We start from the raw sequence: 24,817 nt of genomic DNA, 5'->3' as shown, positions 1-24,817 counted from the left end.
TTTGCACTTCCTGCCTTTTTGATTTTTCATATACAATTAAATAGTAGGCATGCCACCTGTAACCTGAACGGTAGCGCCTGACATATAACTTGCTTCTTCAGAGGCGAGTAATACATATACTGGCGCCAGTTCAGTCGGTTGACCGGCCCGTTTCATGGGTGTGTTATGACCGAATTCTTTTACTTTATCTGCTTTAAAACTGCCAGGGATCAGTGGTGTCCAGATAGGGCCTGGAGCAACGCCATTTACCCGAATACCTTTTTCAGCCCACAATTGCGCAAGGGTTGAGGTAAAGTTCTGGATGGCTGCTTTGGTAGCTGTATATGGCAACAGCGTTCTGTTGGGGGTATATGCATTGACCGAAGTGGTATTAATGATTGAGCTGCCTGGTTTCAAATGTGGTTCGGCAGCCTTGCATATATAAAACATGGCAGCTACATTGGTTCTGAAAGTATAGTCCCATTCTTCTGCCGTGATCTCCTGCAACGTTTGGTGCTCCATCTGATACGCTGCATTGTTTACAATTATATCGAGCTGGCCAAATTCCTGTATGGCTTTTTCCACCAGTTGTTTGCAATGCGTTTCATTGCTGATATCGCCGGGCATCAGTATTATTTTTTGGCCAGCGGCCTTTACGTATTCGGCTACCTCTTTAGCGTCTTCCTCTTCATTCAGATATGATATTAATACATCTGCCCCTTCACGGGCAAAAGCGATGGCAACTGCTTTCCCGATACCTGAATCACCCCCTGTTATAAGCGCTTTGCGGCCGGTTAATTTTCCGCTGCCCCGGTATGAAGTTTCTCCATGATCTGGTTTAGGGTCCATTTTCTGTTCAGAACCCGGCATTTCCTGTTCCTGTGCGGGATACGGAGGTTGTGGATATTTATCAACCGGATTTTGTTTCGGTGCTTTTATTGTTGTATTCATAACGTGTCATTTTTTATGAAAACACGTATTATTATGCCATAGTCATAAAGGCATAAAAGGGAAGACGAGGCAGGAAATTATTTTACAAATGGGGGTGCAGGGTATCAATTTGCCCAGATTGCAGGAGGCGTAGGGTGGAATTATTTCCGCAGATAAGTATTACCAGATCAACGGTTGCATTTCGTTCTTCCAGAGAATAACCCTGAATTCTTCAAAATGATTACCATTGCCGATGGTGTGATTGTCTCTTTGTCCTGCATCGAGGGTAAGCGTATGGATCATGCCCGAGCAGGAAGCAACCCACAGTGTTTTTTCATCATCGGAAATTGCCATACTGATGACGGTGTCGCCTAAAAAATAAGTCCAGCTATTTTTTCCTTCCTTATCATAAGCTTTTATATAACCGCCGGCATCGCCAAAAATGTAATAATTTGATGTCGCGACTGCTGTATACACCCTGCAATTTTTATCGATGACTGTATGCTTGTAATTTTCGGTAGTAGCTTCGGTTTGTAATTTATGAATGTCACCCGTAGGAATGCCAATGGTGATGCCATTATAGAAATGGCAGGAATTCAATACCACCTGCTGTTCATCTTTTGAGAACAATGCAAAATGGGGGTAAGTCGACTGGGGTGCAAAAGCCGCTATTTCCTGTCCGTACCGGTTTAAGATCCGGTGGGCCGAGCACTGATCGCCGAGGGCGATAAATGTATTGTTATGCGATAAAGCAGCATGCTCCATGTCGATGTAGGCATTCCAGTCTGAATTATAGGGATCATTAACCGGATGAATTTTGGAGTTTCCCCGGGTGCTTAACAAATAGATGCCTTCGGAGGAGATCAGAACAACAGATAACCCGTCATTGAACGGAATGACCTGGGAAATGGCCAGTTCTTTTACCAAAGGAAGTTTGAACTCAAATATTTTTCTTCCTTCCCAGCCTTTATAAGTTGTTACAGTAGTATTGTTTGCTATGGCGAAGATGCCGTTTTGCGGTGATTTACCAATGGATACTATGGTGTCGGAAAGCTTTACCAGAGTTTTGTCATTTAATAGCCAGGCTTTTCTTTTTTCATAGGCAGTGCCAATAACGAATGCAATGGTTTTGTCGTGTATGTAGCAAAGGTTTTCAATGCTTTGCCCCTGTTCCTGAATAATATTTATGAATGGGGCGTAGGCGGGGGGGAACTGTGCTCTGAATGCCTCGATGGTGCCTTCTTTGTTCGCCTTTTTTAATAGTGACAGTACTTCCACTGCCAGTTCATGTCGTTGGTCGGCAGGTATTCCGCCATTCCAGTTGTCACGAACCTGCAACCCGCCCGATTCTATCATAGCATTCATCTCCCTGGCATAAGAATGCCCCATAGAGTTCCATGCTGATTGTAATGTATGGTTTATGTCTGCCAGGTTCATGCAGAAGGTCTCATTTTTTATCCCACAAAAGTGACTGTTTGCTCGGATATTCAGTTTAATAAAAAATAAAAACTGGCAATCCCCGGCAGTAAACGATCAAGTAGGTTGTGTCGTCAAAGCGGTAAATCTATAACAGTTTTTTAGATTGTATCGTATCTACTTAATAAGTGTGCCGTTTTCGACAATAAGCGTGCGTTTTTGGGTGATAAGTGTGCAGTAAAATGCGCGGAGTTTTACGGCAAATGCCGGCAACAGATAAGATATTTTTTATAATAGTAATCATGACTTTCATTTTATCACTTCTTTATGGACGGCTATCATAGATCAGATGGCGACGCCAAGAATTGATTTTTGTCAATACATTTTTTATTATGGGCCATAAGGTGCTCGCCAAAATAGGTGATAGCATTCATGGTTACTGCCGGGTTGCCTGTATACCCGGCATCAACTGATCCCCTTTTTGGGGGATGTCGTGTACCTTGTATTATCATTTGTAACAAGATAAATTAAGGCTTTTATTATAACCTTTATGTGCACACTTAATGGCAATGCATACTTTTAGTCAAATTTTGCGCAGATAATAAATGATGCTTGTTAATAAAGGGGCGTTCCAGTGTATTATAAAACCTAGCTGGCTATATTATCCCGGGGGGAAGGCTTTTTTATTATTTTTGGGTTTTATAAACCCTTTAAACAGCTAAAAAATGAACGACACTCATGTCGCCGGATTAATACAGATCTTGTTACTTGTACTTTTCCTTGCCGTTGCTATATTTTTCCTGCTGACCCAGGTGCGGACTTTAGATTCAATACGTCCTGAAAACCGGTGCATGTCCCCTGGACAGGTTTGGCTCCAGTTAATTCCATTATTCGGGTTGTTTTACCAGTTTTCTGTAATCGAAAGGATTTCAGATTCTATTCGAAATGAATTGAACAGCCCAACCGGCGATTCTATATTTGCTGAAGAAACCATTCCTTCAAATCACAGGCCGACTTATTCAGTTGCTAGGTCGTATGCGATCTTGTTTTGTATTTCAATTATACCTTTCCCACTCTTAAAAGAGCTTGCTTCTTTGGCCGGATTAGTACTGTGGGTTGTTTATTGGGTACAGTTAGCAGGATATAAGAAACGGATTCGGGAACGTATTCAGTTGTTGGGCGGGCAGTAGGTTAATGTTCTTTAACTCGTATCAACATAAAACAGGCTGCCGTATTACTGGCAGCCTGTTTAAGTATTGTAATTAAGCTATTGTTTTGTGTTTTTCCTACCACTTCCTCATCAGCTCATCAAGCCAGTGATCGGTGGTAAGGTTAAGTGGGATCGTTGGTTGTATGCCTTTATTATCTATTCCAAGCCCAACGTCAATCCGGCGCGAGCGGGTAGTTGGATAAACAAGGGTAAACGGCGGATAAGAAAAATCCTTGCGCACCACATTTGAATAATCCAGTCCGCCCTTTGAATGTTCTCCTGCAAATGTCACTTTATTGCTTTGGCGGGCAACCAGCAAAAACTCTTCAGTGGCGCTGCCACAGCCGCCATTGATAATAATAGCTACTTTGGCCGGATTGGGCCATACCCCAGGCAATGTATCTATGTAGTCCGGTACGAAATTTATAAAGGCCCTTGCCTTGCCATCTCCCTGGTGTATTTTTTTCAGGGCATCATCGAGATACCTGTCGGGTAGCTGGCCCCGGTATTGTTTAATAGCACGTTCCCACGCTGCCGTATTATCAGGGGTTGTTAACAGATCGACACCGATATTTTTAACCGGGTTGGTATATAGCATGGGCCGCAGGAACGACATACTATAATCGCTTCCGCCACCATTCCCCCGCAGGTCGATGATCAGCCTGGGCATTGATTGTATGTTTTGCTTATTGGCAGTGAGTACCGAATCAATGCCGCGGGCCTGGGAACCATCAAAACTTTTAATACGCAAATAACCGGTTGAATCGTTCAGCTTTTTAAAGAAGGTGCTTAGTTGTTTCTCTTCTTCAAAACGATTAGGGATGGCAACTGCTGCTGTCGCTGTTCCCTTTTTTATAGTAGTGCCATGTTTGTACCAACCTTCCGCACTCAGCCCCTTTGCGGCGGTAAATTGAATAGTGGTATAACGTATGAAATGCGCCCGGTTATACCAGATGCCCGTAAATTGATTGATGCCTGTTTCAATAAGCTCAAACTTCAGCTGGCCTGTTTTCCATAAAGGTGTTTGGGAACTCAGGATAACACCGGCATAAGAGCGGATGCCCTTTGTATTTTTGATCACCGCTACTTTATAAACCGAGTCGTCTGAATAGTAAATGCCGGCTATGCTGGCGGGGCTTGTATGATACAGTTGTTGTATCTGCTTTTCATCGACGGGAATTTTTTCAGTATGAGCGGTGTCTGGGAAAAAATCAATATAAAGATGATGGTCTTTAAAGAAGTCAAGCCAGTTTTGAATGATATAATATTGCTCTGCGGGGGATTGCGTCCGTTTGGCATATTCGGATAAACGCTTTGTAAGCGCCTGATAAGCTTTTTGTGTTTGGGGATTTACTTTATCGGCAAAACCAGCATAGTTTTTTTCTATATATGATTGTAGGCTGTCGAACGTTTGGGACCCTGAAGCCTGCTGGCTGAAAGAACTATAAGTACAAAAGAGAAAAATGAATGCCGGCAGAACCAATTTTTTACATAAAGCGGATAGGGCAGTTGGTTGGGTCATTAAAAAAAAGGTTTAAATCATTCTAAAACGGAAAAATAAAACATATTTCTTAAACAGGGTCATTCAGCAATAAAATGCGAAATTGTAAAATCAAAACAGCAGCAGTATGCCATATGATACAAAACTCGCCGACCGCATCAGGGAATACCTGGTTCAATTCCCCAAACTGAAAATTGAAGAAAAGGAAATGTTCAGGGGACTTACCTTCATGATAAACGGGAAAATGTGTGTTAGCGTAAGCGGAGAAAATTTGATGTGCCGCTTTGATCCTGCATTACAGGATGAGGTGGCTGAGAAGAATGGCTTTCAGCCCATGATCATGAAAGGAAGGGAATACAAAGGCTACTGCTATATTGATCCAACCGGGTTCAAATCAAAAAAAGATTTCGAATACTGGGTGGGGCTGTGTTTGGCATTCAATGATAAGGCAAAATCATCGAAGAAGAAGAAAAAATAGGGCGCCGGGAAAAAAGCTGAAAAATTATGCAACATTTGTTTTGCTTACCTGTCAAATGGCCTGGTGACCCACATACATGAAGATAAACACGATGACCAGTTTCTGGTAAAACGGGTACTGGACGGCGATACCAGCGCTTTTAGTATTATTATAAGGAATACGGAAAGGCTGGTTACCCAAATTATTTTTAAAATGATCGCTACTGAAGAAGACAGGAAAGACCTTGCCCAGGAAGTATATTTAAAAGCCTTTAAAAACTTAAAAGGGTTCCAGTTTCAGTCGAAGTTGTCTACCTGGATAGCCCAGATCACATACAATGCCTGTATAAATCACCTCAGAAAGAAAAAACTGACGCTCGTCGACAATGATGCCTGGGAACTGGATGACACAGAAATTTTGCAAAGCAAAGAACATTCGGCATGGAATGAGATGGAAAGCTTTATCCTCAATAAAGAGATGATCCGGATCCTACAATTTGAGATTGAAAAGCTGCCTTCCCTTTATAAAACCATTATCACTTTATACCATAATGAAGAGTTGAGCTATAAAGAAATAACGGAGATCACCGGATTGCCAGCCGGTACATTGAAAAACTACCTGTTTAGAGCAAGGAAAATACTGCGCGACAGGATCGCACTTCACTATAAAAAGGAGCCTTTATGAAACATCTAACCGATTCGCAAATACAGCAATTCGTATTTGAGCCAGCTGCGTCAGACAATGCCTGCAGCACTCATATTGAACAATGCGCAATATGCAGAAGCAAGGTCGGGGAATACCAGATGTTGTTTGCTGAAATTGAAAAGCTGCCTGCAGATTCTTTTGATGTGAACCTGGAAGCAATAATAATGAAACAACTTCCGCAACCTTCCATTCATAAGAAGGAAGATAAAATGCTTTGGTATGGAATTGCTGCTGTTTGTTTCTTATTTGTTATATCCGTGTTCCTTTTCTTTGGCAAAGAACTGGCGGTTCTTTTTGGTGGAGTGGAATGGCTTACCACTGCACTCATTGGTACAGCGGCAATTTGTTTACTGGCCTTCCTCGCGTTCGACATGTACCGGGCTTACCGGGTTAAACTAAAAGCGTTCAATTTTGAATGATCACTGCAACCTTACTTTGTACAATTTGTCTAATGAGTTAAACAAGAAATATGAAAAAAGTTTTTAGCATAATTGGAATAATCGTTACTCCCTGTTTGGCCCATGCCCAGGGCGGGTTATTGCCTGAAATTAATATGGAAGTCTTTCGCATCTGCTCATCCATTGTAGCAGTAGGGTTGTTTATGCTGTTCATTCTTGCCATTATGAAATATGTCATAAACTACAAGCTGAAGAACAGGATCGTAGACAAGGGGGTGCCTGAGAGTGTTGCTGCTTCCATTTTGCAAACCAACACCAAAGAAAACCTGAATAGCAATATTAAATGGTTTGCCATTTTAACCGGTATTGGAACCGGGCTCACCATTGTGTATTATACGCTGCCTTTACACATTCATTCTTTGGCAATCATGGCGTTTTCAATAGGCATCAGCTTCCTTGGTTATTACCTGTTTCTGAAGAAATTCGGCGGAAAATAAACTTCTTTTCATTCGTTACTACCAATAAAAATCCCGGACCTTTCAGCCCGGGATCTTTGATTTTTGGATCAGCTCACTTCGCGACGCTCCATTTCTCTTTCCATTCTATTTCAGGAATACCCTTGCTGTTCATGTGCAGCGGCAGCCATACATAGTAGGAATGTTCAAGGTCAAGCTTGTTCCACCGGTCGGCCATAAATATATAACTGTTCGCTTGTCCCTGTACAGGGATCACATAAGTACTTTGTGATGCCCAGGTTTTATCACCGCCAGCACCTGTGCAGGGGTTGGTACGGGGCGCCCATTGGCCCATGATAGAATCTGCCACCGCATAGGCTGCGGGGTTGGGGCCCCATCCTGTGCAACCTGATGTAATGAGGTAATACCTGTTCCCGTTTTTAAACACCGCAGGGGCCTCGCGTGATTCACCGATCAGGATCCTTTTTTCGATGGTGGTATGTTCGGTATAATCGTCGCTTAGCAAACAAATATGCATGGTGGCATTTTCTTCAGATGAATAAAAATGATAGGCTTTTCCATCATCATCCTGGAAAATGGTCATATCCCGCGCCATGTTGCCATTGGGTCGCTCGCTTCTGATGTATTTGAACGGGCCTGCCGGGTTATCGCTCACTGCCACGCCCGCCCGGGCATATTTATAATCAGCGGCATCAATATGCAGCCACATTACAAACTTGCCGGTGTTCTTATTAAAGATCACTTTCGGCCGCTCAATTACTTTCGAAATATGCAGATCGTTGGTTGAGTCGGTTGTGTTGGGCGACAAGGCCACGCCCTCGTATTTCCAGTTTACCAGATCTTTTGACGAGTAACAGGAAACTCCACCTGCATTTACCCGGTAATTTTCCCAATTGGAACCAGGCACAAACCAGGTTTTCCCTTTCTTGATCTCACCATACCAATAATAACTGCCATTATAATACAGGATTCCGCCACCATGCGCATTGATGGGGTTGCCTTCTGTATCGGTCCAGATCTTGCCAGGTTCAAATGCCGTTTTGGATTGTGCGGCGCAAAGCGTGCTAATAAGTGCACACGCCATGCAACTAATAGTGATCTTAAGGGATTGAATCGTTTTCATTTTTTAATGCCCGGTGAATAGTTTAAAAGTTTGGATTTAACTGATTGTAGCTGATAGGATATTAGATATTACAATTTTACCCCTTTTTTCAGCGGAAGAAGAGGGGTAAAGTTGTTAAAGAAGGGGTGTAAAATGGTATTTTGTTCAGGGCTGGCGGAACTTTACTTATAAACGATATTTGACTATTTTTAGGCCGATTATCGTTCCTATGCAACAATTCCTGCAATCTTTCGCCACCTTGTATGAACCGCTTATATGGACCATCTTCCTGGTTGAAAATGTGCTGCTCACTGTTTTGGTGCTGTTATTGGGCAGGTATATTCAACGGCGGCTGTCGGCACAAGGGGTAACGCCTGTTGCCGCCAGCCGCAAAGAATGGTTTATTTGTGCAGGTACTAATGTGCTGAATACAGTAGTTACTTACGCCGGTTACTGGCTGTGGAAGCAGGGATTTATTACCATCAGCTATGAAATTTCATGGACCATTGTAACGCATTTACTGCTTTTGTTGATGGCCATGGACCTGCTCATGTTCCTCTTTCATTATCTGATACACAAAACTTTTCTTTACAAAGCCATTCACGGGTTGCATCACCAGGCCATCCATCCCAAACCAATGGACCTCTTCATTCTGCACCCGGTAGAAACCGTTTGTTTTGGCGCTTTGTGGCTGGTCCTGCTTGTGATCTTTCCTTTTAATATTTGTGCCATTATTCTGTACCTCACGTTGAACCTTGCGTTTGGGCTTACCGGGCACCTGGGTATAGAACCGCTACCGGCTGCCATACGCCAATGGCCGGTGCTCAGGTACCTGGGCACATCTACCTTTCATCATGATCACCATGAGCACGTAGGTTACAATTTTGGTTTCTATACCAACCTTTGGGACAGGTTGTTTGGGACTTATAAGAGATAGCGAAAGTCAATCTGCCGCATAAGTGCGACACCTGGGTTTCCAGCTTATCCTGACTCAAAAACGAACAAGCCCTGTATCAAAAACGTACAGGTAATGCAGAACGCTGCAGCACAATTTACTCGTAATCAATTTACAGTTAAATTGGCTTATTTTCAGCTATTTAAGCGGAAAGCACAACCGCCACATGTTTAAAAACTATTTCAAAACCGCCTGGCGCAATCTGTTAAAGAACAAGCTGTTTTCCCTTATCAATATTGCCGGACTTTCTGTAGGCATTGCAGCCTGTTTGCTGATCCTGCAGTACGTAAGCTTTCAATTAAGCTTTGACCGGTTTAATAAAAATGTTGACAACATTTACCGCGTAACCAATGACCGGTACCAGAATGGAAAGCTCATTCAACATGGCACCATTACCTATTCGGCCATCGGCAAAGCCATGCAGGATGATTTTCCGGAGGTAATAAACCATGCGCGGGTACGGCCATCTTACGGCATCCTCATTAATGGCGAAAAAAAGCTGGGTGGACAGTCGGGGTTTGGAGTAGACAATTCTTTTTTAAGCATGTTCTCCTATCCTTTGATAACCGGAGACAGGAACAACGCTTTAACCAACCCCAATACTATCATACTTACTGAAACGTTGGCGCGAAGCTTATTTGATGTTCGGGGCAGCGATTTCCAGGGGGTAATTGGAAAAATGATCCTGATAGATAATGGAAAGCCTTATAAAATAACCGGCATCTGTAAAGATGCGCCTGAAAACTCGCATTTGTGGTTTTCTTATCTTTTATCTTATTGTACTTTTTATAAAACCTGGGAATGGAAGCAGGCTGACTATGATTTTACAGATTCTGATTTCTGGCATTACATACAATTAAAACCAGGTACAGATCATAAAGCGCTTGAAGCGAAACTGGATGCGTTCAGTCAGCGGCATTTTCAGGGGAACAAGATCTCGGGCAGCGATGAAAAATTTCTCTTACAGCCATTGACCAAAGCGCATTTGTATAGCGATTATGAATACGAGATAGGTAAAATAGCCAGCGCCCGGGTCGTATGGTCGATGTTGATCATTGCAGCCCTCATCATTTTGATTGCCTGGGTCAATTACATCAACCTGGCTACTGCAAAATCTGTTGAACGCGCCAAAGAAGTGGGCGTGCGAAAAGTATCCGGCGCCACAAAAACCCAACTGGTAAAACAGTTCCTCACAGAATCTTTCCTTATTAATTTGATGGCCCTGGTTATTGCGTTGTTAGTGGTGCTATTGGTGCAACAACCTTTTAATGAGCTCATACATCAACATCTTTCACTGACCTACTTGTTCCATAACGGCCTGAGAGGGTTTAACGTAGTTGCTTTATTGATTGGCATTATTGGATTGGGAATTTTTATCTCAGGGTTTTACCCGGCCTTTGTACTTTCTTCTTTCAGGCCCATCCTTGTTTTAAAGGGGAAATATTTTTCCTCTTCAAAAGGTATTCATTTACGGCGTGCATTGGTGGTAACCCAGTTTGCTATTACGGTGGCGCTAATCATCGGTTCTCTGGTGGTGTACAGCCAAATGCGCTTTGTAAGCAAGCAAAGTTTGGGTATAAATCTTTCCCAGGTATTGATAATACGGCCGCCACAGTTGACGCAGTTTGATTCAACTTTTATTTCAAGGGAAAGCGCGCTGCAAAATGAGTTGAAACGAATACCGAACGTTCACCTGGTGGCTAATTCATGGTCGGTGCCTGGTAATGAAATGGGGCGTGATTTTGATCTTAGTTTACCTGGAAACAAGGAAGCGGCGCATTTTACTACCCGGAAGAATGGTGTTAGTCCGGAGTATATTCCTGTGTATGATATAAAATTACTGGCAGGAAGGAATTTCGACAATGCTGATTATAATGCCGACTGGAAAAATATTCATAATATCATACTCAATGAAAATGTAACGCGATTACTGGGTTTTAAAATACCGCAGGAGGCAGTGGGTAAACAAATTCACGTGGAAGGCAGGGAATGGGACGTAGTGGGGGTGGTTGCCGATTTTCATCAAAAGTCTTTGCGCTATCCGTTGGAGCCACTGGTGCTGTTCCCGTTGTTTAGTACCTATAGCGCTCTTTCTGTAAGAGTGAATACGAAAGATGTAACCCAAACAATGGCTGCCATTAAAACAAAATTCGATCAGTTTTTCCCGGGTAATTTATTCGATTATTATTTCCTTGACGATAGTTACAATCAGCAATATGCCAACGATATATTGTTTGGAAAGATCTTTGGCATTTTCTCTGCTTTTGCCGTGCTCATCGCCTGTTTGGGTTTATTAGGCCTGTCATTATTTGCCACGCTTCAACGCACCAAAGAAATTGGGGTACGAAAAGTATTGGGCGCTTCTGTGTCGAATATTGTGCTCCTGCTTTCGAAAGATTTCATCAGGCTGGTGTTGGTGGCATTTATCATTGCATCACCTGTTGCCTGGTTCGTCATGAATAACTGGCTGAATGATTTTGCCTACCGTATTCAAATAAGCGCCTGGATCTTTATCGCAGCGGGTTTAACGGCCGTGGTCATTGCACTGGCTACCATCAGCTTTCAGGCTATAAAGGCGGCGTTGGCCAACCCGGTAAAAAGTCTTCGAACTGAATAGGCATAGTCCGCGATTACCGTATCAACGCCAGCGGCCCTTTCAATATCCTTTTGCCGTTTTCGATATTGACCAGGTATACGTACAGGCCTACAGGCTGGTCGGTGCCATTGAATTTTCCATTCCAGCCAATAAAATTATTGCGCGTGTGAAAGACAAGCTGCCCATAGCGATTGAAAACACGTATTTCAAAATTGGGAAGGCCTTTTAATGCCGGAATATTCCAGGTATCATTGATGCCGTCTCTGTTGGGCGTAAATGCATTGGGTACAAAAAAATCTTTGAGTACAAAAACATGCATGGTGTCGGTAACCGTACCGCAACCAAACTTCGAAACAACAGATAGTACATAATCGGTACTGGTTGGGGGTGTTACTTCCGGATTCAATGACTGCGCATTGTTCATATTCAATACCGGCGACCAGGAGTAGTCAATATTACCGCCGGTTGCAACGCCCTCCGGTTGGGCCACATCGCCTTCGAGGATCGTTTTATCGGGCCCTGCATTGGCATATGGCGTTGGGTTAATAATGATGGATATGGGATTGGCGGCAGTTCGACAGGCGGTTGAACCTATATTGTCGGTTTCTACGGCGGTGAGCCGGTACATATAAGTGCCTTCTTTCATAGAAGAAGGCAGGTTGACAGCAAGGGTTGTTGCATGGGCGCCGGGAATATCGACCCAGCCACTGTCATTAAAATTTTTCTGCCATTGAAGCGAAGGATTGGTATAGCCGGCCATTACAGTGCCCGTAAGCGTATAGGTATGCGCTTCACCTTCGCAAAATGACACACTGTTAGAAGAAGCGCCAACAATGGAAGTTTTAATATCAGGGCCACAGGGCCGTAAGGTAATATCATCCAGGGCAATATCATTGCCACAACCGCCCGGGGCATTGTTCACCATCCGCAATACAACGTCTGTTACCCCAACCGGGGTAGTGAAAAAGAAGCCAACCTGTTTCCAGGATGGGCTGGACGTTGTGGGAATATTACCCGTGTTAAAGGTTGATAGCACCGTGCCATCTGTTTTTTCGATACTGAAGGTGAGATTGGGTTCTATGCCATTGCCTGAACAGGCTGAAGGTCTTAGTAAATTGCAAACCCAGGCGGCAAACTCAAAAGTAGTATTACTGCAAATTCCCCGAACTGTATCTAAATAAAATGCACCAGGCTGGTAAGATGCATTAACGAGCATAAAATAGCCATTGGTATTACCGGTATGATCAGCTGAAAGTGTATGCCAGCTATCGCTAAAGCATCCGGAGGTGCTATTGCAAACGGTATAAAAACCGTCGTTGGGGCATACGCTTGCCTGATATTGATAGGTAGTGGCAGCTGCAATCAGCGATTTTCCCGGGTTGGTGCCGGAGCCAAAAGTAATATTCACAATGGGATCGCCAAGGCTGCCCTTGCAAAGCTGGGCATTTGTTGTTTGAAACAGGAAGATCATTACTGCAATGGCAAACACGCTACAAACCGGTCGCATAATACATTTTTATTCGGGAAAAGAGTTTATTGCCGGATATTCAATGGACAATGTATTTAACCTGTAATGTAAAAAAGAAAATATGTTTATCCTAAAAATACATAGTAAATGCTGGTAATCACCAGGCGATTTATATACATTATAATAATTGTAATGTGTGGGCGGTGCATCGGTGATCTGCAATTAAGCTTTTTTCAGGATCATTCTTCTGATCCTTGTTCTTACAACCAGGTACCTGTCTTTTTGGGCAAGGGTCCTGTAGGTATGATCATCAAGGATAAGAAATCCATCCTTTGTAAGTGCCACGATAGTCGATGCGGACTTTACAGCTATCTTTTTTGTAACCAGGTACTTGCCGTCTAAAATTTGGTATGATCCTTTTTCATTGGAGTACTCATCTATATTTTTAAAATCCAACTGCAACTTATTATTTGTGAAAGTAATGGTGCCGGAAGGGTTGTTGTATTCCTTTAATTTTAACAGTTGTCTGTCAATGGTTGGCTGATCCACTACCATGCTATCCACCACTTCAAAGGTGCCAAAGTGAGTCAGGTTCCAGGTGCCGATTAATTTGTCGGGGGGTATATTATGCAAGGTGGTGTCCAGTTGCACCTGACCCATAGTTGTGTTAAAGCAAAACCGCCCACGGGTAGAATCGGTTTGAGTGAATGTACAGACCTGAAATTTGTTAGCCTTTGAAGATTGATTGGCATTCAGGGCATCAAAATCTTTCTCCCAATATGCGCTGTCTAATCTTGGAAAGATCAGGTGATCTGTTAATTGAATGGTTTGTGCGGTTGACTGTATTTTAAAAGAGATGCAGGTCAGCAATAAGATATAATATTTCATTTTCAAAAGGTGTGTTGTAAAGTTTGATTTTTCATTTAGATAATCGGTAGAAATTGATGTTTGATTGTATCATTAATGCGCAAATACTGTATCATTAGCGAACAGCCAGCTTTTGACGGTTGTGTTAAAATGTTGAACGCCATTTGTTTATTGAAATGGCATATTTCTTATTAAAATAATCAATATTTTGTTACCCCGGCAAACTAACTGGTTATGGCGTATCATTATTTACAGCTTGCGTTCCGTTCTCTTAAAAGGAATCCTTTTTATTCAATAATAAGTATCGTTGGTATTGGTATTGGACTTTGTGCCTATGTGTTGCTGATGAATTATACCCGCGTGGAAAAAGGCTTCGACAATTTTCATGCAGATAAGGACAACATTTACCGCGTAGAATCTTACTTTGAAAAGAACGGGCAGGTAACCGACTCCTGGCCAACCAGCTCATTTGGCTATGCGGCTGCTATGAAAAACGAAATACCTGAAGTAAAGGAAGCCGTGCGGATAGATAATTATGATTGCGAGCGGGTGGTACGTTTCGAAAATGTAAAGTACCGTGAGCCCAGGGTAGTTTTTGCCGACAGTAATTTCTTTTCCTTTTTCTCTTATCCATTGATTCAGGGAAATGCCCGCGAAGTATTGAAAGAACCTAACAGTATTGTGATCTCGGAATCTGCGGCCAGAAAATATTTCGGTAATAGCAACCCCCTCGGGAAAATTCTCCATATCAGTACGATCAAAAAGAACTACGACTGTGCTGTTACCGGAATATTTAAGGATTTTCCGGCCAATTCAACGCTTCAGCTCAATCTTATAATGTCTTACATGACCGCCTCGCAATGGGAACAGCAAACCTGGTATATGCACCAGGCATATACTTATGTGAAGGTGGATGGTGGGCAGGCGGCGAAGACCATTGAACGAAAATTTCCTGCTCTTGCAGAAAAGTATAAGACCGAAGCGGCCATGAAGGAACACAAATGGGGTATACACCTTGTTCCGCTTGTTGCTATTCATTTGAATCCGGCAAAACCATACGAACTGGAAACCAAGGGCAGTGCTTCAGCTGTTCGTATGTTGTTTGTAATTGCCCTGGTAGTATTGGTTATTTCATGGGTTAACTATATTAATATTTTTATTTCGAGAGCACTGGAACGGGCAGGGGAAATAGGCGTAAGAAAAATGGCCGGCGCAGGCATCGGGCATATTTTTATGCAGTTTATAGCTGAAGCCCTGGTCGTAAACCTGTTGTCATTATTGTTATTCTTTGCATTGATGGCAACAGTGATCTCGTTCGCCCCTTCGGCCTTTTTCAGCGGCTGGCTAAAAGAACCATTCATATGGCAGGTAACAGCAGGCACCTTCATTGCAGGTACGTTGATAACCGGGGGTATTCCCGCCATGATATTAAAGAGCCTGAATACGGCCCAGGTATTGAAAAATAAAATGTCGTTCCGCAGCGGACTGGGCAATGGACTTCGTAACGGGCTTATCCTGTTTCAATATGCGTCGTCAATTGTGCTTATTGTATCAACGCTTACAGTACATAAGCAAATACGGTTTATGCAGTCGCAGGACCTTGGCATTTCCACCGGGCAAACCCTGGTGTTTAAGGCGCCGCCTAAAAGCGAGGACCACTATGAAGACAGAATGCTTCAGTTTGCAGAATCACTTACAGGCATAAGCGGTGTTACTTATGTAACACAATCCAGTGCCGTGCCGGGTGTAATGGCTGGTTATGATATGGCCAACCGGCGGGCGGGCGACCCTGATAATACCAACAAACTGTGCCAGATGATCAGGGTGGATTATAATTTCCTGCCGGCTTATGGGTTGAAATTGATCGATGGCAGGAATTTCAGCAAATCGTATCCTACTGACACACTTGAAACTGTGATACTGAATGAAACCGCCATGCGGTTATTTGGATTTCATAGCGCCAGCGAAGCGCTGAATGGAAATATTCACCTGGAAGGGCATGGTGATAAAAGATTCAGGGTAATTGGTGTTACCAGCAATTTTCATCTTGAATCTTTGAAAGAAAATTACCGGCCCCTCGTTTTACTGATGTACAATCCGTGGAAATGGATCGATAATCAGTTTGTTAGTATAAAACTGGGTACAGCCTCTGTTGACCAGGTGGTAAACAGGGTACGGAACGAGTTCAGATCGCATTTTCCTGAATCCTCATTTGATTTTTTCTTCCTCGATGATTTTTATAACAGGCAGTACCAGCAGGAAATGCTCTATGGTCAAATAGTTATGTATTTCAGTTTGCTTGCGCTGTTCATTGTGTGTCTTGGCCTGGTTGGGTTAAGCAGTTTTATGTTGCTGAAAAGAAAAAAAGAAATAGGGATCAGGCGGGTGATCGGGGCCGGCATCTTTGATATTTTGAAGATCCTGAATACGCATTTCCTTAAGCTGGTATTGCTGGCCGTTTGTATAGCCTCCCCGCTCGCATGGTGGGGAATGCATGTTTGGCTACAGGATTTTGCATATCGCACTTCAGTTGGCGTGCTCGAATTTTTGGGTGCAACCGCCATTACCTTGCTGATCACTATTTTTACGGTGACGTGCCTGTCATTCAGAGCTGCAAGCGTGAAACCGGTTAATTCATTGCGGTATGATTAAATGGCCGGCCACCTGCCCCAGGCTACAAAGGCGCTCAGGATGAACAGGGTGATATTGATCATTACACTTTTGGGTTCTTTTAACCTGTTATGTATTCGCATGGCGAAGAGCATCAACACGCAAAACAGTATAGCGGTAATAGAAGTAAGCGCGGGTAGTATATTCAGCCAGGTTGGTAAAATGATGCCGGCAGCTCCGGCTATTTCAGAAATACCGATGAATCTGGTGAACCATAGGGGCAGTCCCGCAACGCCTGTTTGACCATGGGTGACCAACCATTGTTCCGATTTAATTGATTTGCAAATACCTGAATATAATAAGGTGAGGGCTAACAGGCATTGAACGGTGATAAGTGTCGTGTTCATAACTTCTTTTTTTGTTTACACAAAGCTATAAACAGCGATCACCAGTATTTTTGACATTTATCAAAAACTTCAATTGGCCCTGATGCGGCTTAAAGTTTCCTGGGTTATGCCTAAATACGAAGCGATCATCCCAAGCGGTACCCGTTGAAGAAAGCTGGGGTTTGTTGTAAGTAAAGTGTGATAGCGGTTTACTGCGGTTTCAAAATGCAGGTCGTCAAGTTTTTGTTGTAATTGAACCATGCCCATACTGATCAATTGCCGCATTAACCGTTCAATATCGTGATGTTCGTAGCATAATTTTTCCAGGTCGTTGTAATGAAGTGAATATAGCACAGATGGCTCCAGTAACTCAATACCCCGCCTGTCGGGTTTTCTGGTGATAAAACTTATAATTGAAACAGCAAATGAATTTTCGGCACTTATCCAGTCTGTGATGTCTTTGTCGTCTTTGAAATAAAATGTTCTCGACAAACCCTGTTCAATAAAATACAGGTAGTTGCAAACAGCCCCGGGCTTTACCAGTATATGGCCTTTTTCAAATTCATGGTATTGCATAACAGCGGCAAGTTTTTCCTGGCTTTCGGCCGAAAGCGGGGAAATGTGAATCACTGTTTCAAAAAAGGACTGCATGTACTGTTTCTTTATTGATTCTTCCCGTCAATGGATACCCCCGAATTGGTAACAGCCAGTTTATTCCTGCCTTCGCGGGTATTGATCTGGCAATTATCGAACTGTATTTGCTGGCCATTGAATACGGCGAACGTATTGTCGGCTGTAATTTTTACATTTTTAAAACTGATGTTTGATAAGGGCGCTTCCGGCAGGCCCCACACTAAACCGGCACGCTTTCCATCCTGGGTAGTGGCCGTAATATTCTCGAAGGTGATATTCTTATAAACGGGTGTAAGTTCGCTAACCGGGGCCGGGGGATAGGTGGAAGCAATTTCAGGCGTCATCTTTTGCAGGTTCCTGAATTCCTTTTCTTTTGCATTGTATGCTGCATATATCAAAATGGGAATGCCAACGTTGGTCATTTTCAGGTTGCGATAAGTAAGGTTTTGTACCAGGCCACCGCGGTCACGATCTGATTTTATTCGAATGCCACACTCTGTATTGTTAAACGTACAATTTTCGATCAGGAAGTTTGAAACGCCGCCTTTGGTATAACTGCCAATCGATAACCCGTGACCATAGCCATAGGTACAATTCATTATATGCACATTGGAAGTGCCGCCGCCACAGGTAAAATCATCATCGCCGGTGCTGATGTCACAATCTTTTATCAGGATATCTTTTCCTGAAACATCACAGGCATCGGTATTATGGCTGGGGTTTGCAGGGTCAGTGGAAGCTGGTGCACGAACCGTGACGCCGCTAACTGTTACATTAGCCGATTTACCGCTAATGGCCATATGGAACATGGGAGAATTTTTAAGGGTAACATTTTCGATCAACACTTTGTTACATTCTTTCAACGCGATCATTCGTGGCCGTTTGGCATTTTTATCTTTGGCTAATGGCCACCAGGCCGACCCCTGTCCGTCAATGGTGCCTTTACCGGTAATGGCAATATCGTGCAGTTTGGCGCCGCTGATAAAATCGGTGCCGGTGGTGGTGCCACCGGGGTATTTGTCTATTGGTAATAGCAGAATGACTGCTTCTGCATCTAATTGCAAATTCAGGTTGCTGTATAATTGTAAAGGGCCGCATAAATAAGTGCCGGCCGGAACGATCACTTTTCCGCCGCCCGCATTATTGGCAGCATTTATGGCGTTTTGAAAAGCCGTCGTGTTATCAGTATGGTCATCGGCAACAGCCCCATAATCTTTAATACTGAAAGTTTTATCTGGAATAGATGGGAGTAGTGGGGTGGTAAGTTCAGATTGGGCTTTACTCTGTTGAAAAGCCAGCAGGCAACCAGTGATCAAAAAACAAAGATGCAATTTCATTGGGATTCAATTAATAAACGCACAATATATAGTATAAATTCATAATCGCTTGTTAATGGATGCCTGCCCGAATAAAAAGAGGGCGTATTCTACATAGAATACACCCGCTAACTTTTTTTATACTTACGTGCTAGAAACTTTTCTTTCCATCCGCTGCATAACCGGGGCCGCTGAGGTATTTGTCGAGAAACTCAAGGGTTACTCTCGCTGCCTTCATTTGGTTTTCCTTTTTTCTGAACCCATGTCCTTCGTCGGGGAACAGCACATACTCTACAGGAGTGCCATTCTTTTTGGCGCCAGCAACAATTTCATCACTTTCGGCCTGCAATACCCGGGGATCGTTTGAGCCTTGCAGTACGAGCAGCGGGGTTTTGATCTTGTCGGTATTGAAAAGCGGGGAAATGGAACGCAGGCGTACCGAATCGGTGGCGGGGTCGCCCAGTTCTTCGTACAGGGCCTGGCGAAAACTTTCCCAATAAGCCGGAATGCTTTTCAACGTTCTCAACCAGTTGGTAACGCCAAAAAGGTCAACGCCCACTTTAAATTCATTGGGATATTGTATGATGCCCGAGAGCGACATAAAGCCGCCATAACTGCCGCCGTAGATGCCAATTTTAGTAGGCTCGATAAAGGATTGTTGCGCCAGCCATTTCTTTCCCCATACACAATCTTTCAGGTCCTTATCGCCATGATTTCTGTTGTCCATTTTGTAATAGCTTTTGCCATAACCACTGCTGCCCCTGTTGTTTACCGCCAGTATAGCATAGCCATGGTTCACAAAATATTGAATGCTTTGTGAATAACCTGCCGTGCTTTGTCCGCCCGGGCCGCCATGCACCCATACCAGGGCTGGTACTTTACTGCCGGCGGAAGCATTTTTGGGTTTATAGAAGATCGCCGGGATCTGCAGCCCGTCGAAAGATTTAAAACGCACCACCTGTGCATCCACCAGGTCGTTTGCATCGATCTCGGGGTTTAAAGAATTGGTGAGTTTCTCCAGTTTTTGTGAAGCGAAGTTGTATGAATACAGGTTCACAGGCGATCGGTCGCTCATAACGTACACGACCATATTTTTTTCGGTGGGTGAAATGCTCACGCCCTGTACGTACCCTTCGGTGAGCTTTGGGAACGACAGGGGTTTGCCGGTCTTATGATCGAATAGCAATATTTTGTTCCTGCCATCTTCATTAACGCCAATTACCCGGTACTTTCCATTATTACTGGTGTACATATACATTACATCCCATTTGTCGGCGAAGATTTTTTGTTGTTTGCCTGTGGCCAGATCATACTTTACCACATAGGCAAATTCGCTGCCTTCGGTTGTGATGTAATAAAAAGCGCTGTTATCCAGTTCAAAGCTTTGCGGGGAATAAGTGGCTTCTACCTCGGCAGACAATTTTTTTATTTCATTGGTTTTGCGATTCAGCAAATACATTTCACCCTTGTCGGTGGTTATGGTTTTTGTTAGCACCAGCCAGTTCTCGTCGGGTGAAATACTGGCAACATCCAAACCTTTTTCATTTTGATAGATCAGGGTTGGTTTCCAGTCGCTGGTATTCATCTTATATACATCGAAAAATTTGGGGTCGCGCAAATTGCTGGTATAATAAAATGCAGTTCTTGGGCGGTTCCAGCCAAAAAATCCGGCTTTCTCCTTTTCGCCAGGTGTAAGGTCGGTTACAGAACCAGCTGCTTTTTGCAGGTAGATATGCGAATTTTCGTTGCCGCCTTTATCGGCCGAATACAGGAAGTCGTTAGTGCCCGGCACATAACCGATCTCGTAATAGGATTCTTTTTCAGATTGGGTCAATGACTTTTTTTCTTTGGTTGCCAAATCGATCTCGTACACGTTGAAGATGCCGGTACTGTTGTCGTGGACCAGGATCTTGTTTTCCTGGTTATTAAAATCACCACCGCCGAAAGCCACCGTTTTATAAAATTGTTCAATGGTATATTGCTTTACGGCTGTTTGCGAATAGCTGATAAAAATGCAGGAGAGGAGGACAGAAAAAGTTAAAAGGATTGGTTTCATGATTAGCGTTTTAATGCCATAATTTACAGATTTCCGCCGAAACAGGCCGCCATTTGTATCTGTAGGGAATATTCCTTATTTTTCGCCGTCTCAACCTATAATCGACCCTGATGCAATATTTGTCACCAAGCACCTTCACTGGCGAAACTATATCCGGCCCCCTCGATAAAAAAGCCATTCAGTTAGGAAGAAAAAAACTGTTTGCAGAACTGGAGCTCAGTGGCGAAACTACCATCGACTTGCAGGGAAAGCCTTTTACAAAGAATGATATTATCAAATATTTTGATGATCTGTTGAAGGAAGACGCCCTTACCTATCACAGTGCAATAGGGGACGACCCCGTATTACTGGGTTTTCTGGAACATTCAGGGATGGGAAAGAAAGAGAAATTCGGGAACAATCCGCTGTATAAAGAGGAACAATTTATTCAATGGGTAAGTCCGTATTTCTGTCATTCCTTCGCTGCTTTCACGAAGGGTTGTTTTCAGCAACCAGATGAAGATGGAATGACCTCTTTAATGAGCAACAGTCTGCTGATGACTCCCGGCGATACGGAAAAGGCCTGGAATACGGTCATCCGTATTATTATGGACAATATTGCCACCCTCGAGCGTTTTATTGCACAGGATAAAAAGCGGAAAGCTGCCGGCAGTGTAACCCCCGCACAGCTTAAAGCCCTGATGGAGTTCAATTACATCAGAATGATACAGCTGCTGCCGCAGGGCAGGTTTGCCCCCATCAGGGATAAATATGCCTATTGCATGATGAATGCCTGCATTGATGTTTTTAATGCGAATGTCCGCAACCGGTCGTACGCCAGAAACTGGATGGAAAATGCCATATTGCTGGCCGTTTCGCCGAATGTGAAAGACCAGCTCTCCAAAAAACTGCAGGAAATGGAATCCCTTGGTATGCCTGAGCCGGGCAGGGGCGTAAGCAATAGTTCCTCCTCCTCATCATCAACTGCGCCCTGGAAAATTGTTTTGATCATCATTATAGCAATAGCCAGAATAGCTACCTGCCGATCAGACTCATCATCGAGTTCCAGCTATTACTATAAAAGTCAAAACTCACCAATATACAAGATCGACCAGCATTTATTCGATTCGCTGATGCATAGCCAGGAGGGTACCACTGAGGTAGAACCGGGTTCCACCACTCCGATAAAAAAAGCTGTCGCGGATACACCTACGTTCATTTATAAAATAAAACGTCATCCAAAACATAAATAGATCAGCGGCTGAGCCCCGTACCTTTCATGGTTTCATCGCCCTGGTTTTTATCGATGAGCAGGTCGTACATGCGGTATACAATGCTTAATATTTCATCGGGGTTCCTTCTGGTCAGCGCTTCATCGCCGCGCTTCTTCAGTAACCTTATTTCGCTGAGGTTGCTATAGGCATCGTCGGGTTTCATGGAATAATACATGTATATGCTGGTAACATAGGAAATGTCTTTTTTCCTGATGTCCCAGGAAAGCCGGTCCATTTCGCTGATCTTTAACCGCAGGTATTGCGTGCTGCAGCTGTTGATCCAGGTGTTTTCTTCGGCCTTCATGTGCTCATAACGTTGCAGCATATTCTTGTCGCCCGTTTTTTCGATCAGGTACCTCAGGGACTCCCTTTTGTCATAGTATTCCTCTTTCAGCTCCAGCAACTGGTCGTCTTTTTCTGTGGAATCAATTACCTGCGCCAGCCGCCGCTTTTGATCGTCGAGCTGGTATTTGGTATCTGTTACATCATCAGTTGACAGGTTCCGCAGTTTTTCCTGGATAACTTCCAGTTCTTTCAGGGCTTGTTGCAAGGCCGCGCCTTCTTCATACTTCTCCTGCTTCAACAGCTTCTCGAGTTGCCGTTTGCCTACCCGGTGCAGGTAGTCGGTCTCCTGTTGAAGACGGGTAATGTTCACCGAGCGGGAAGAAGGACTGAAGGCCTGTTTGAATTCTTCGTCGATCATGCTGATATAGGCAGTCACAGTTATATCACGGCTTTCGCTGATCTCGAAAGTGAGGTCTATGTCGGAACCTTTTACCAGATCGGTTTTGAGCTGCCTGCCGGTGATACTTACAATGCCTATTGGCAGGTTCGATGACGGCGATGCATAGCGGCTACCCTCGAGCACGTTTATGAGCAACTGGTCATCGCTTCCTTTAACGATGGTCCTGCTCAGGGTTTTTGTGATCGATTTCTTGATGGGAAGAATGGCATTCCGCTCGAAGATCAGTTCAAGATGGGTGGTATTATTGTCGGTATCATCCACTTCGAGACAGATATCGTGGGGCAGGGGCTGCCCGTAAATAGAGAATTTCCCCTGTACGATCATGATCTCGGGAATGGATACCTGTAACGGGAATCCTTGTTTGTCGAATAGTTTCAGGCTGAAGATGTTCAGGCTGTTTGGCAGCAGCAACAACATTTCGCTGATCTTTTCTGCTGCGGGTTTAAGACCGCTGTCGAACCCGCCATCTGAACGCGTAATACGGTAGTTGCTGCCGGCAGGCGCATTTTTGATGGTGGCGGCTAAATATTCTTCCAGGTCCCGGCTATTTGCCTGGTAAGCGGTTTTTACTTCAATAGCCGTAGCGTTCGGTACATTGCTTCCTGAAGGGGTGCTTGCCGATTGTTGGGCTGCCGGCGCCGGTTCTGCCTTGCCTGGCCTTCCGCCTGCATACCAGGCTGCACCTTCCACAACAGCCGTAGTGGGGTCAATGGAGGTATTTACCTTAATGCCCAGTTCCTGTGTCAGCAGGGTTCTTACCAGGGGTATATAGGTGCTGCCGCCTACCAGCACCACTTCAGAAATAGCTGAAGGCTGCAGGTTATTCCGGCTCAGCAAATTCCGGATGAACGAAATAGAGGCGGCAATGCGCTCCCTGATGATGCCCTCGAACTGGTCGCGGGTGATTGAAAAATATACCTCATGGGTTTCGCCGGCCTCATCGGTAAAATCGAATTCAATATCTACACTGGTATGACTGCTTAAACCGATCTTCGCTTCTTCGGCTTTATAGATGAGCTGATAGTACAACTTGTTATACCTGCCATTTGCGCTGAGCATTTTGGAAGAAAGGTCACTGATGTTGAACCGGCCTTCGAGGTAAGGGATGAACAATTGCGTGATGATGCCGTTGTCGAAATCAACGCCGCCAAAGAAATTATCACCTTCATGGTCAATGACCTTCATTTCGTCGTCGTCAATAACGACCAGGGCTACATCAAAGGTACCGCCACCCAGGTCATATACCAGCCATTGCCCTTCCATGCCGGCTTTGCCTTCCTTGTTGGCGAACGCGAGGCTGGCGGCTATGGGTTCCTGTAACAACAGTACCTCGCGAAACCCCGCGGCATAGCCCGCCTCTTTTGTGGCGTTGCTTTGTACGGTATCAAAACTCGCAGGGATGGTAATGACCACGCTGGCCGGGGTTTCGCCGGTAAAAATGAAGTTTTTCAATTCCTGCAGAACGATCGTGCTTAATTCGATGGGCGTTTTAAAGGAACCGTTGTTGGGAATAAAAAAGCTTTCTCCCGTACCCATCTTTCTTTTAAAAGCAGCAAATACATTGGCGGGGTCCTTTTCAACATATTCCCGTGCTTTGTCACCAATGAGAATGCGGTCTTTGCGGAAGGCTACCACGCTCGGCAGGGTCACCTTCATTCCTGAGGGGTTCTTGAAAATATCCACACTTCCGTTATTCGCCTTTGCGATCAGGGAGTTGGTAGTGCCCAGATCGATGGCAAAATTGATAGTCGACGACAT

At 44.1% G+C, this 24,817-nt stretch carries 20 protein-coding genes; 9 read left to right on the top strand and 11 right to left on the bottom strand.

Going from position 1 to position 24,817, the window contains the following annotated elements; genetic code table 11:
* Positions 1–36 precede the first annotated feature (36 nt).
* Both A3860_RS11735 and A3860_RS11730 read right to left on the bottom strand, forming a co-directional pair.
* Positions 37–930 (bottom strand): SDR family oxidoreductase, encoded by an 894-nt coding sequence (locus A3860_RS11735; RefSeq protein ID WP_081146894.1) that lies wholly within the window; start codon positions 928–930, stop codon positions 37–39.
* 159 nt (positions 931–1,089) lie between these two features.
* Positions 1,090–2,346 (bottom strand): hypothetical protein, encoded by a 1,257-nt coding sequence (locus A3860_RS11730; RefSeq protein ID WP_081146893.1) that lies wholly within the window; start codon positions 2,344–2,346, stop codon positions 1,090–1,092.
* A 704-nt stretch (positions 2,347–3,050) separates the two neighbouring features.
* Between A3860_RS11730 and A3860_RS11725 the strand changes: the two genes are divergently transcribed.
* Positions 3,051–3,515 carry a hypothetical protein gene (locus A3860_RS11725; RefSeq protein WP_081146892.1) on the top strand — a complete coding sequence of 155 codons (465 nt, stop codon included), beginning with the start codon at positions 3,051–3,053 and terminating at the stop codon, positions 3,513–3,515.
* Between the two features lie 96 nt (positions 3,516–3,611).
* Here the strand turns inward: A3860_RS11725 and A3860_RS11720 are convergent, their stop codons facing one another.
* Positions 3,612–5,057 (bottom strand): S41 family peptidase, encoded by a 1,446-nt coding sequence (locus tag A3860_RS11720; protein ID WP_081146891.1) that lies wholly within the window; start codon positions 5,055–5,057, stop codon positions 3,612–3,614.
* Positions 5,058–5,163: 106 nt separating this feature from the next.
* Between A3860_RS11720 and A3860_RS11715 the strand changes: the two genes are divergently transcribed.
* The 4 genes from A3860_RS11715 (at position 5,164) to A3860_RS11700 (ending at position 7,093) form a co-directional block, all read left to right on the top strand.
* Positions 5,164–5,514 (top strand): TfoX/Sxy family protein, encoded by a 351-nt coding sequence (locus A3860_RS11715; protein WP_081146890.1) that lies wholly within the window; start codon positions 5,164–5,166, stop codon positions 5,512–5,514.
* Between the two features lie 63 nt (positions 5,515–5,577).
* Positions 5,578–6,177 (top strand): RNA polymerase sigma factor, encoded by a 600-nt coding sequence (locus tag A3860_RS11710; RefSeq protein WP_081146889.1) that lies wholly within the window; start codon positions 5,578–5,580, stop codon positions 6,175–6,177.
* The gene (locus A3860_RS11705) at positions 6,174–6,617 is read left to right on the top strand and encodes an anti-sigma factor (protein ID WP_081146888.1); all 444 of its coding nucleotides are present in this window, start codon (positions 6,174–6,176) and stop codon (positions 6,615–6,617) included. Before A3860_RS11710 ends, A3860_RS11705 begins: the two co-directional genes overlap by 4 nt.
* Positions 6,618–6,667: 50 nt before the next feature.
* Positions 6,668–7,093, top strand: coding sequence for a hypothetical protein (locus A3860_RS11700; protein ID WP_081146887.1), 426 nt, complete (start codon positions 6,668–6,670; stop codon positions 7,091–7,093).
* Positions 7,094–7,166: 73 nt separating this feature from the next.
* On the opposite strand, the gene A3860_RS11695 is transcribed toward A3860_RS11700, so the two are convergent.
* Positions 7,167–8,195 (bottom strand): glycoside hydrolase family 43 protein, encoded by a 1,029-nt coding sequence (locus A3860_RS11695; protein ID WP_081146886.1) that lies wholly within the window; start codon positions 8,193–8,195, stop codon positions 7,167–7,169.
* Between the two features lie 208 nt (positions 8,196–8,403).
* On the opposite strand from A3860_RS11695, the gene A3860_RS11690 reads away from it, so the two are divergent.
* Positions 8,404–9,111 (top strand): sterol desaturase family protein, encoded by a 708-nt coding sequence (locus A3860_RS11690; protein WP_081146885.1) that lies wholly within the window; start codon positions 8,404–8,406, stop codon positions 9,109–9,111.
* Positions 9,112–9,295: 184 nt separating this feature from the next.
* Positions 9,296–11,746 carry an ABC transporter permease gene (locus tag A3860_RS11685; RefSeq protein ID WP_081146884.1) on the top strand — a complete coding sequence of 817 codons (2,451 nt, stop codon included), beginning with the start codon at positions 9,296–9,298 and terminating at the stop codon, positions 11,744–11,746.
* Between the two features lie 13 nt (positions 11,747–11,759).
* Here A3860_RS11685 and A3860_RS11680 read toward each other — a convergent pair whose 3' ends face one another.
* Positions 11,760–13,232, bottom strand: a complete 1,473-nt coding sequence (locus tag A3860_RS11680; protein ID WP_081146883.1) for a gliding motility-associated C-terminal domain-containing protein — start codon at positions 13,230–13,232, stop codon at positions 11,760–11,762.
* Between the two features lie 183 nt (positions 13,233–13,415).
* Positions 13,416–14,081, bottom strand: coding sequence for a hypothetical protein (locus A3860_RS11675; RefSeq protein ID WP_081146882.1), 666 nt, complete (start codon positions 14,079–14,081; stop codon positions 13,416–13,418).
* Positions 14,082–14,294: 213 nt separating this feature from the next.
* On the opposite strand from A3860_RS11675, the gene A3860_RS11670 reads away from it, so the two are divergent.
* Positions 14,295–16,712 (top strand): ABC transporter permease, encoded by a 2,418-nt coding sequence (locus A3860_RS11670; RefSeq protein ID WP_081146881.1) that lies wholly within the window; start codon positions 14,295–14,297, stop codon positions 16,710–16,712.
* Here the strand turns inward: A3860_RS11670 and A3860_RS11665 are convergent.
* The 4 genes from A3860_RS11665 to A3860_RS11650 all read right to left on the bottom strand — a co-directional run bounded on the left by A3860_RS11665 (position 16,709) and on the right by A3860_RS11650 (position 21,061).
* Positions 16,709–17,077 (bottom strand): DoxX family protein, encoded by a 369-nt coding sequence (locus A3860_RS11665; RefSeq protein ID WP_081146880.1) that lies wholly within the window; start codon positions 17,075–17,077, stop codon positions 16,709–16,711. The two genes, A3860_RS11670 and A3860_RS11665, sit on opposite strands and share 4 nt — an antisense overlap.
* Positions 17,078–17,146: 69 nt before the next feature.
* Positions 17,147–17,707 carry a Crp/Fnr family transcriptional regulator gene (locus A3860_RS11660; protein WP_081146879.1) on the bottom strand — a complete coding sequence of 187 codons (561 nt, stop codon included), beginning with the start codon at positions 17,705–17,707 and terminating at the stop codon, positions 17,147–17,149.
* A gap of 11 nt (positions 17,708–17,718) precedes the next feature.
* Complete coding sequence (locus A3860_RS11655; RefSeq protein WP_081146878.1) at positions 17,719–19,026, bottom strand: glycoside hydrolase family 28 protein; 1,308 nt, start codon at positions 19,024–19,026, stop codon at positions 17,719–17,721.
* A 130-nt stretch (positions 19,027–19,156) separates the two neighbouring features.
* A complete protein-coding gene (locus tag A3860_RS11650) occupies positions 19,157–21,061 on the bottom strand; it encodes a S9 family peptidase (protein WP_081146877.1) in 1,905 nt (634 codons plus the stop codon).
* A 110-nt stretch (positions 21,062–21,171) separates the two neighbouring features.
* Here A3860_RS11650 and A3860_RS11645 point away from each other — a divergent pair, with 110 nt between their 5' ends.
* Positions 21,172–22,293 carry a hypothetical protein gene (locus A3860_RS11645; RefSeq protein WP_081146876.1) on the top strand — a complete coding sequence of 374 codons (1,122 nt, stop codon included), beginning with the start codon at positions 21,172–21,174 and terminating at the stop codon, positions 22,291–22,293.
* A gap of 1 nt (position 22,294) precedes the next feature.
* Here the strand turns inward: A3860_RS11645 and A3860_RS11640 are convergent, their stop codons facing one another.
* Complete coding sequence (locus tag A3860_RS11640) at positions 22,295–24,817, bottom strand: Hsp70 family protein (protein WP_081146875.1); 2,523 nt, start codon at positions 24,815–24,817, stop codon at positions 22,295–22,297.

It is taken from the genome of Niastella vici (genome assembly GCF_002077945.1).
Taxonomy (GTDB): Bacteria; Bacteroidota; Bacteroidia; order Chitinophagales; family Chitinophagaceae; genus Niastella; species Niastella vici.
This window is presented reverse-complemented; position numbering and strand designations above follow the sequence as displayed.

Coding starts and splice junctions, on each gene's coding strand:
- A3860_RS11735 (WP_081146894.1), bottom strand. CDS start 930: ATGAATACAACAATAAAAGCACCGAAACAAAATCCGGTTGATAAATAT.
- A3860_RS11730 (WP_081146893.1), bottom strand. CDS start 2,346: ATGAACCTGGCAGACATAAACCATACATTACAATCAGCATGGAACTCT.
- A3860_RS11725 (WP_081146892.1), top strand. CDS start 3,051: ATGAACGACACTCATGTCGCCGGATTAATACAGATCTTGTTACTTGTA.
- A3860_RS11720 (WP_081146891.1), bottom strand. CDS start 5,057: ATGACCCAACCAACTGCCCTATCCGCTTTATGTAAAAAATTGGTTCTG.
- A3860_RS11715 (WP_081146890.1), top strand. CDS start 5,164: ATGCCATATGATACAAAACTCGCCGACCGCATCAGGGAATACCTGGTT.
- A3860_RS11705 (WP_081146888.1), top strand. CDS start 6,174: ATGAAACATCTAACCGATTCGCAAATACAGCAATTCGTATTTGAGCCA.
- A3860_RS11700 (WP_081146887.1), top strand. CDS start 6,668: ATGAAAAAAGTTTTTAGCATAATTGGAATAATCGTTACTCCCTGTTTG.
- A3860_RS11695 (WP_081146886.1), bottom strand. CDS start 8,195: ATGAAAACGATTCAATCCCTTAAGATCACTATTAGTTGCATGGCGTGT.
- A3860_RS11690 (WP_081146885.1), top strand. CDS start 8,404: ATGCAACAATTCCTGCAATCTTTCGCCACCTTGTATGAACCGCTTATA.
- A3860_RS11685 (WP_081146884.1), top strand. CDS start 9,296: ATGTTTAAAAACTATTTCAAAACCGCCTGGCGCAATCTGTTAAAGAAC.
- A3860_RS11680 (WP_081146883.1), bottom strand. CDS start 13,232: ATGCGACCGGTTTGTAGCGTGTTTGCCATTGCAGTAATGATCTTCCTG.
- A3860_RS11675 (WP_081146882.1), bottom strand. CDS start 14,081: ATGAAATATTATATCTTATTGCTGACCTGCATCTCTTTTAAAATACAG.
- A3860_RS11670 (WP_081146881.1), top strand. CDS start 14,295: ATGGCGTATCATTATTTACAGCTTGCGTTCCGTTCTCTTAAAAGGAAT.
- A3860_RS11665 (WP_081146880.1), bottom strand. CDS start 17,077: ATGAACACGACACTTATCACCGTTCAATGCCTGTTAGCCCTCACCTTA.
- A3860_RS11660 (WP_081146879.1), bottom strand. CDS start 17,707: ATGCAGTCCTTTTTTGAAACAGTGATTCACATTTCCCCGCTTTCGGCC.
- A3860_RS11655 (WP_081146878.1), bottom strand. CDS start 19,026: ATGAAATTGCATCTTTGTTTTTTGATCACTGGTTGCCTGCTGGCTTTT.
- A3860_RS11650 (WP_081146877.1), bottom strand. CDS start 21,061: ATGAAACCAATCCTTTTAACTTTTTCTGTCCTCCTCTCCTGCATTTTT.
- A3860_RS11645 (WP_081146876.1), top strand. CDS start 21,172: ATGCAATATTTGTCACCAAGCACCTTCACTGGCGAAACTATATCCGGC.
- A3860_RS11640 (WP_081146875.1), bottom strand. CDS start 24,817: ATGTCGTCGACTATCAATTTTGCCATCGATCTGGGCACTACCAACTCC.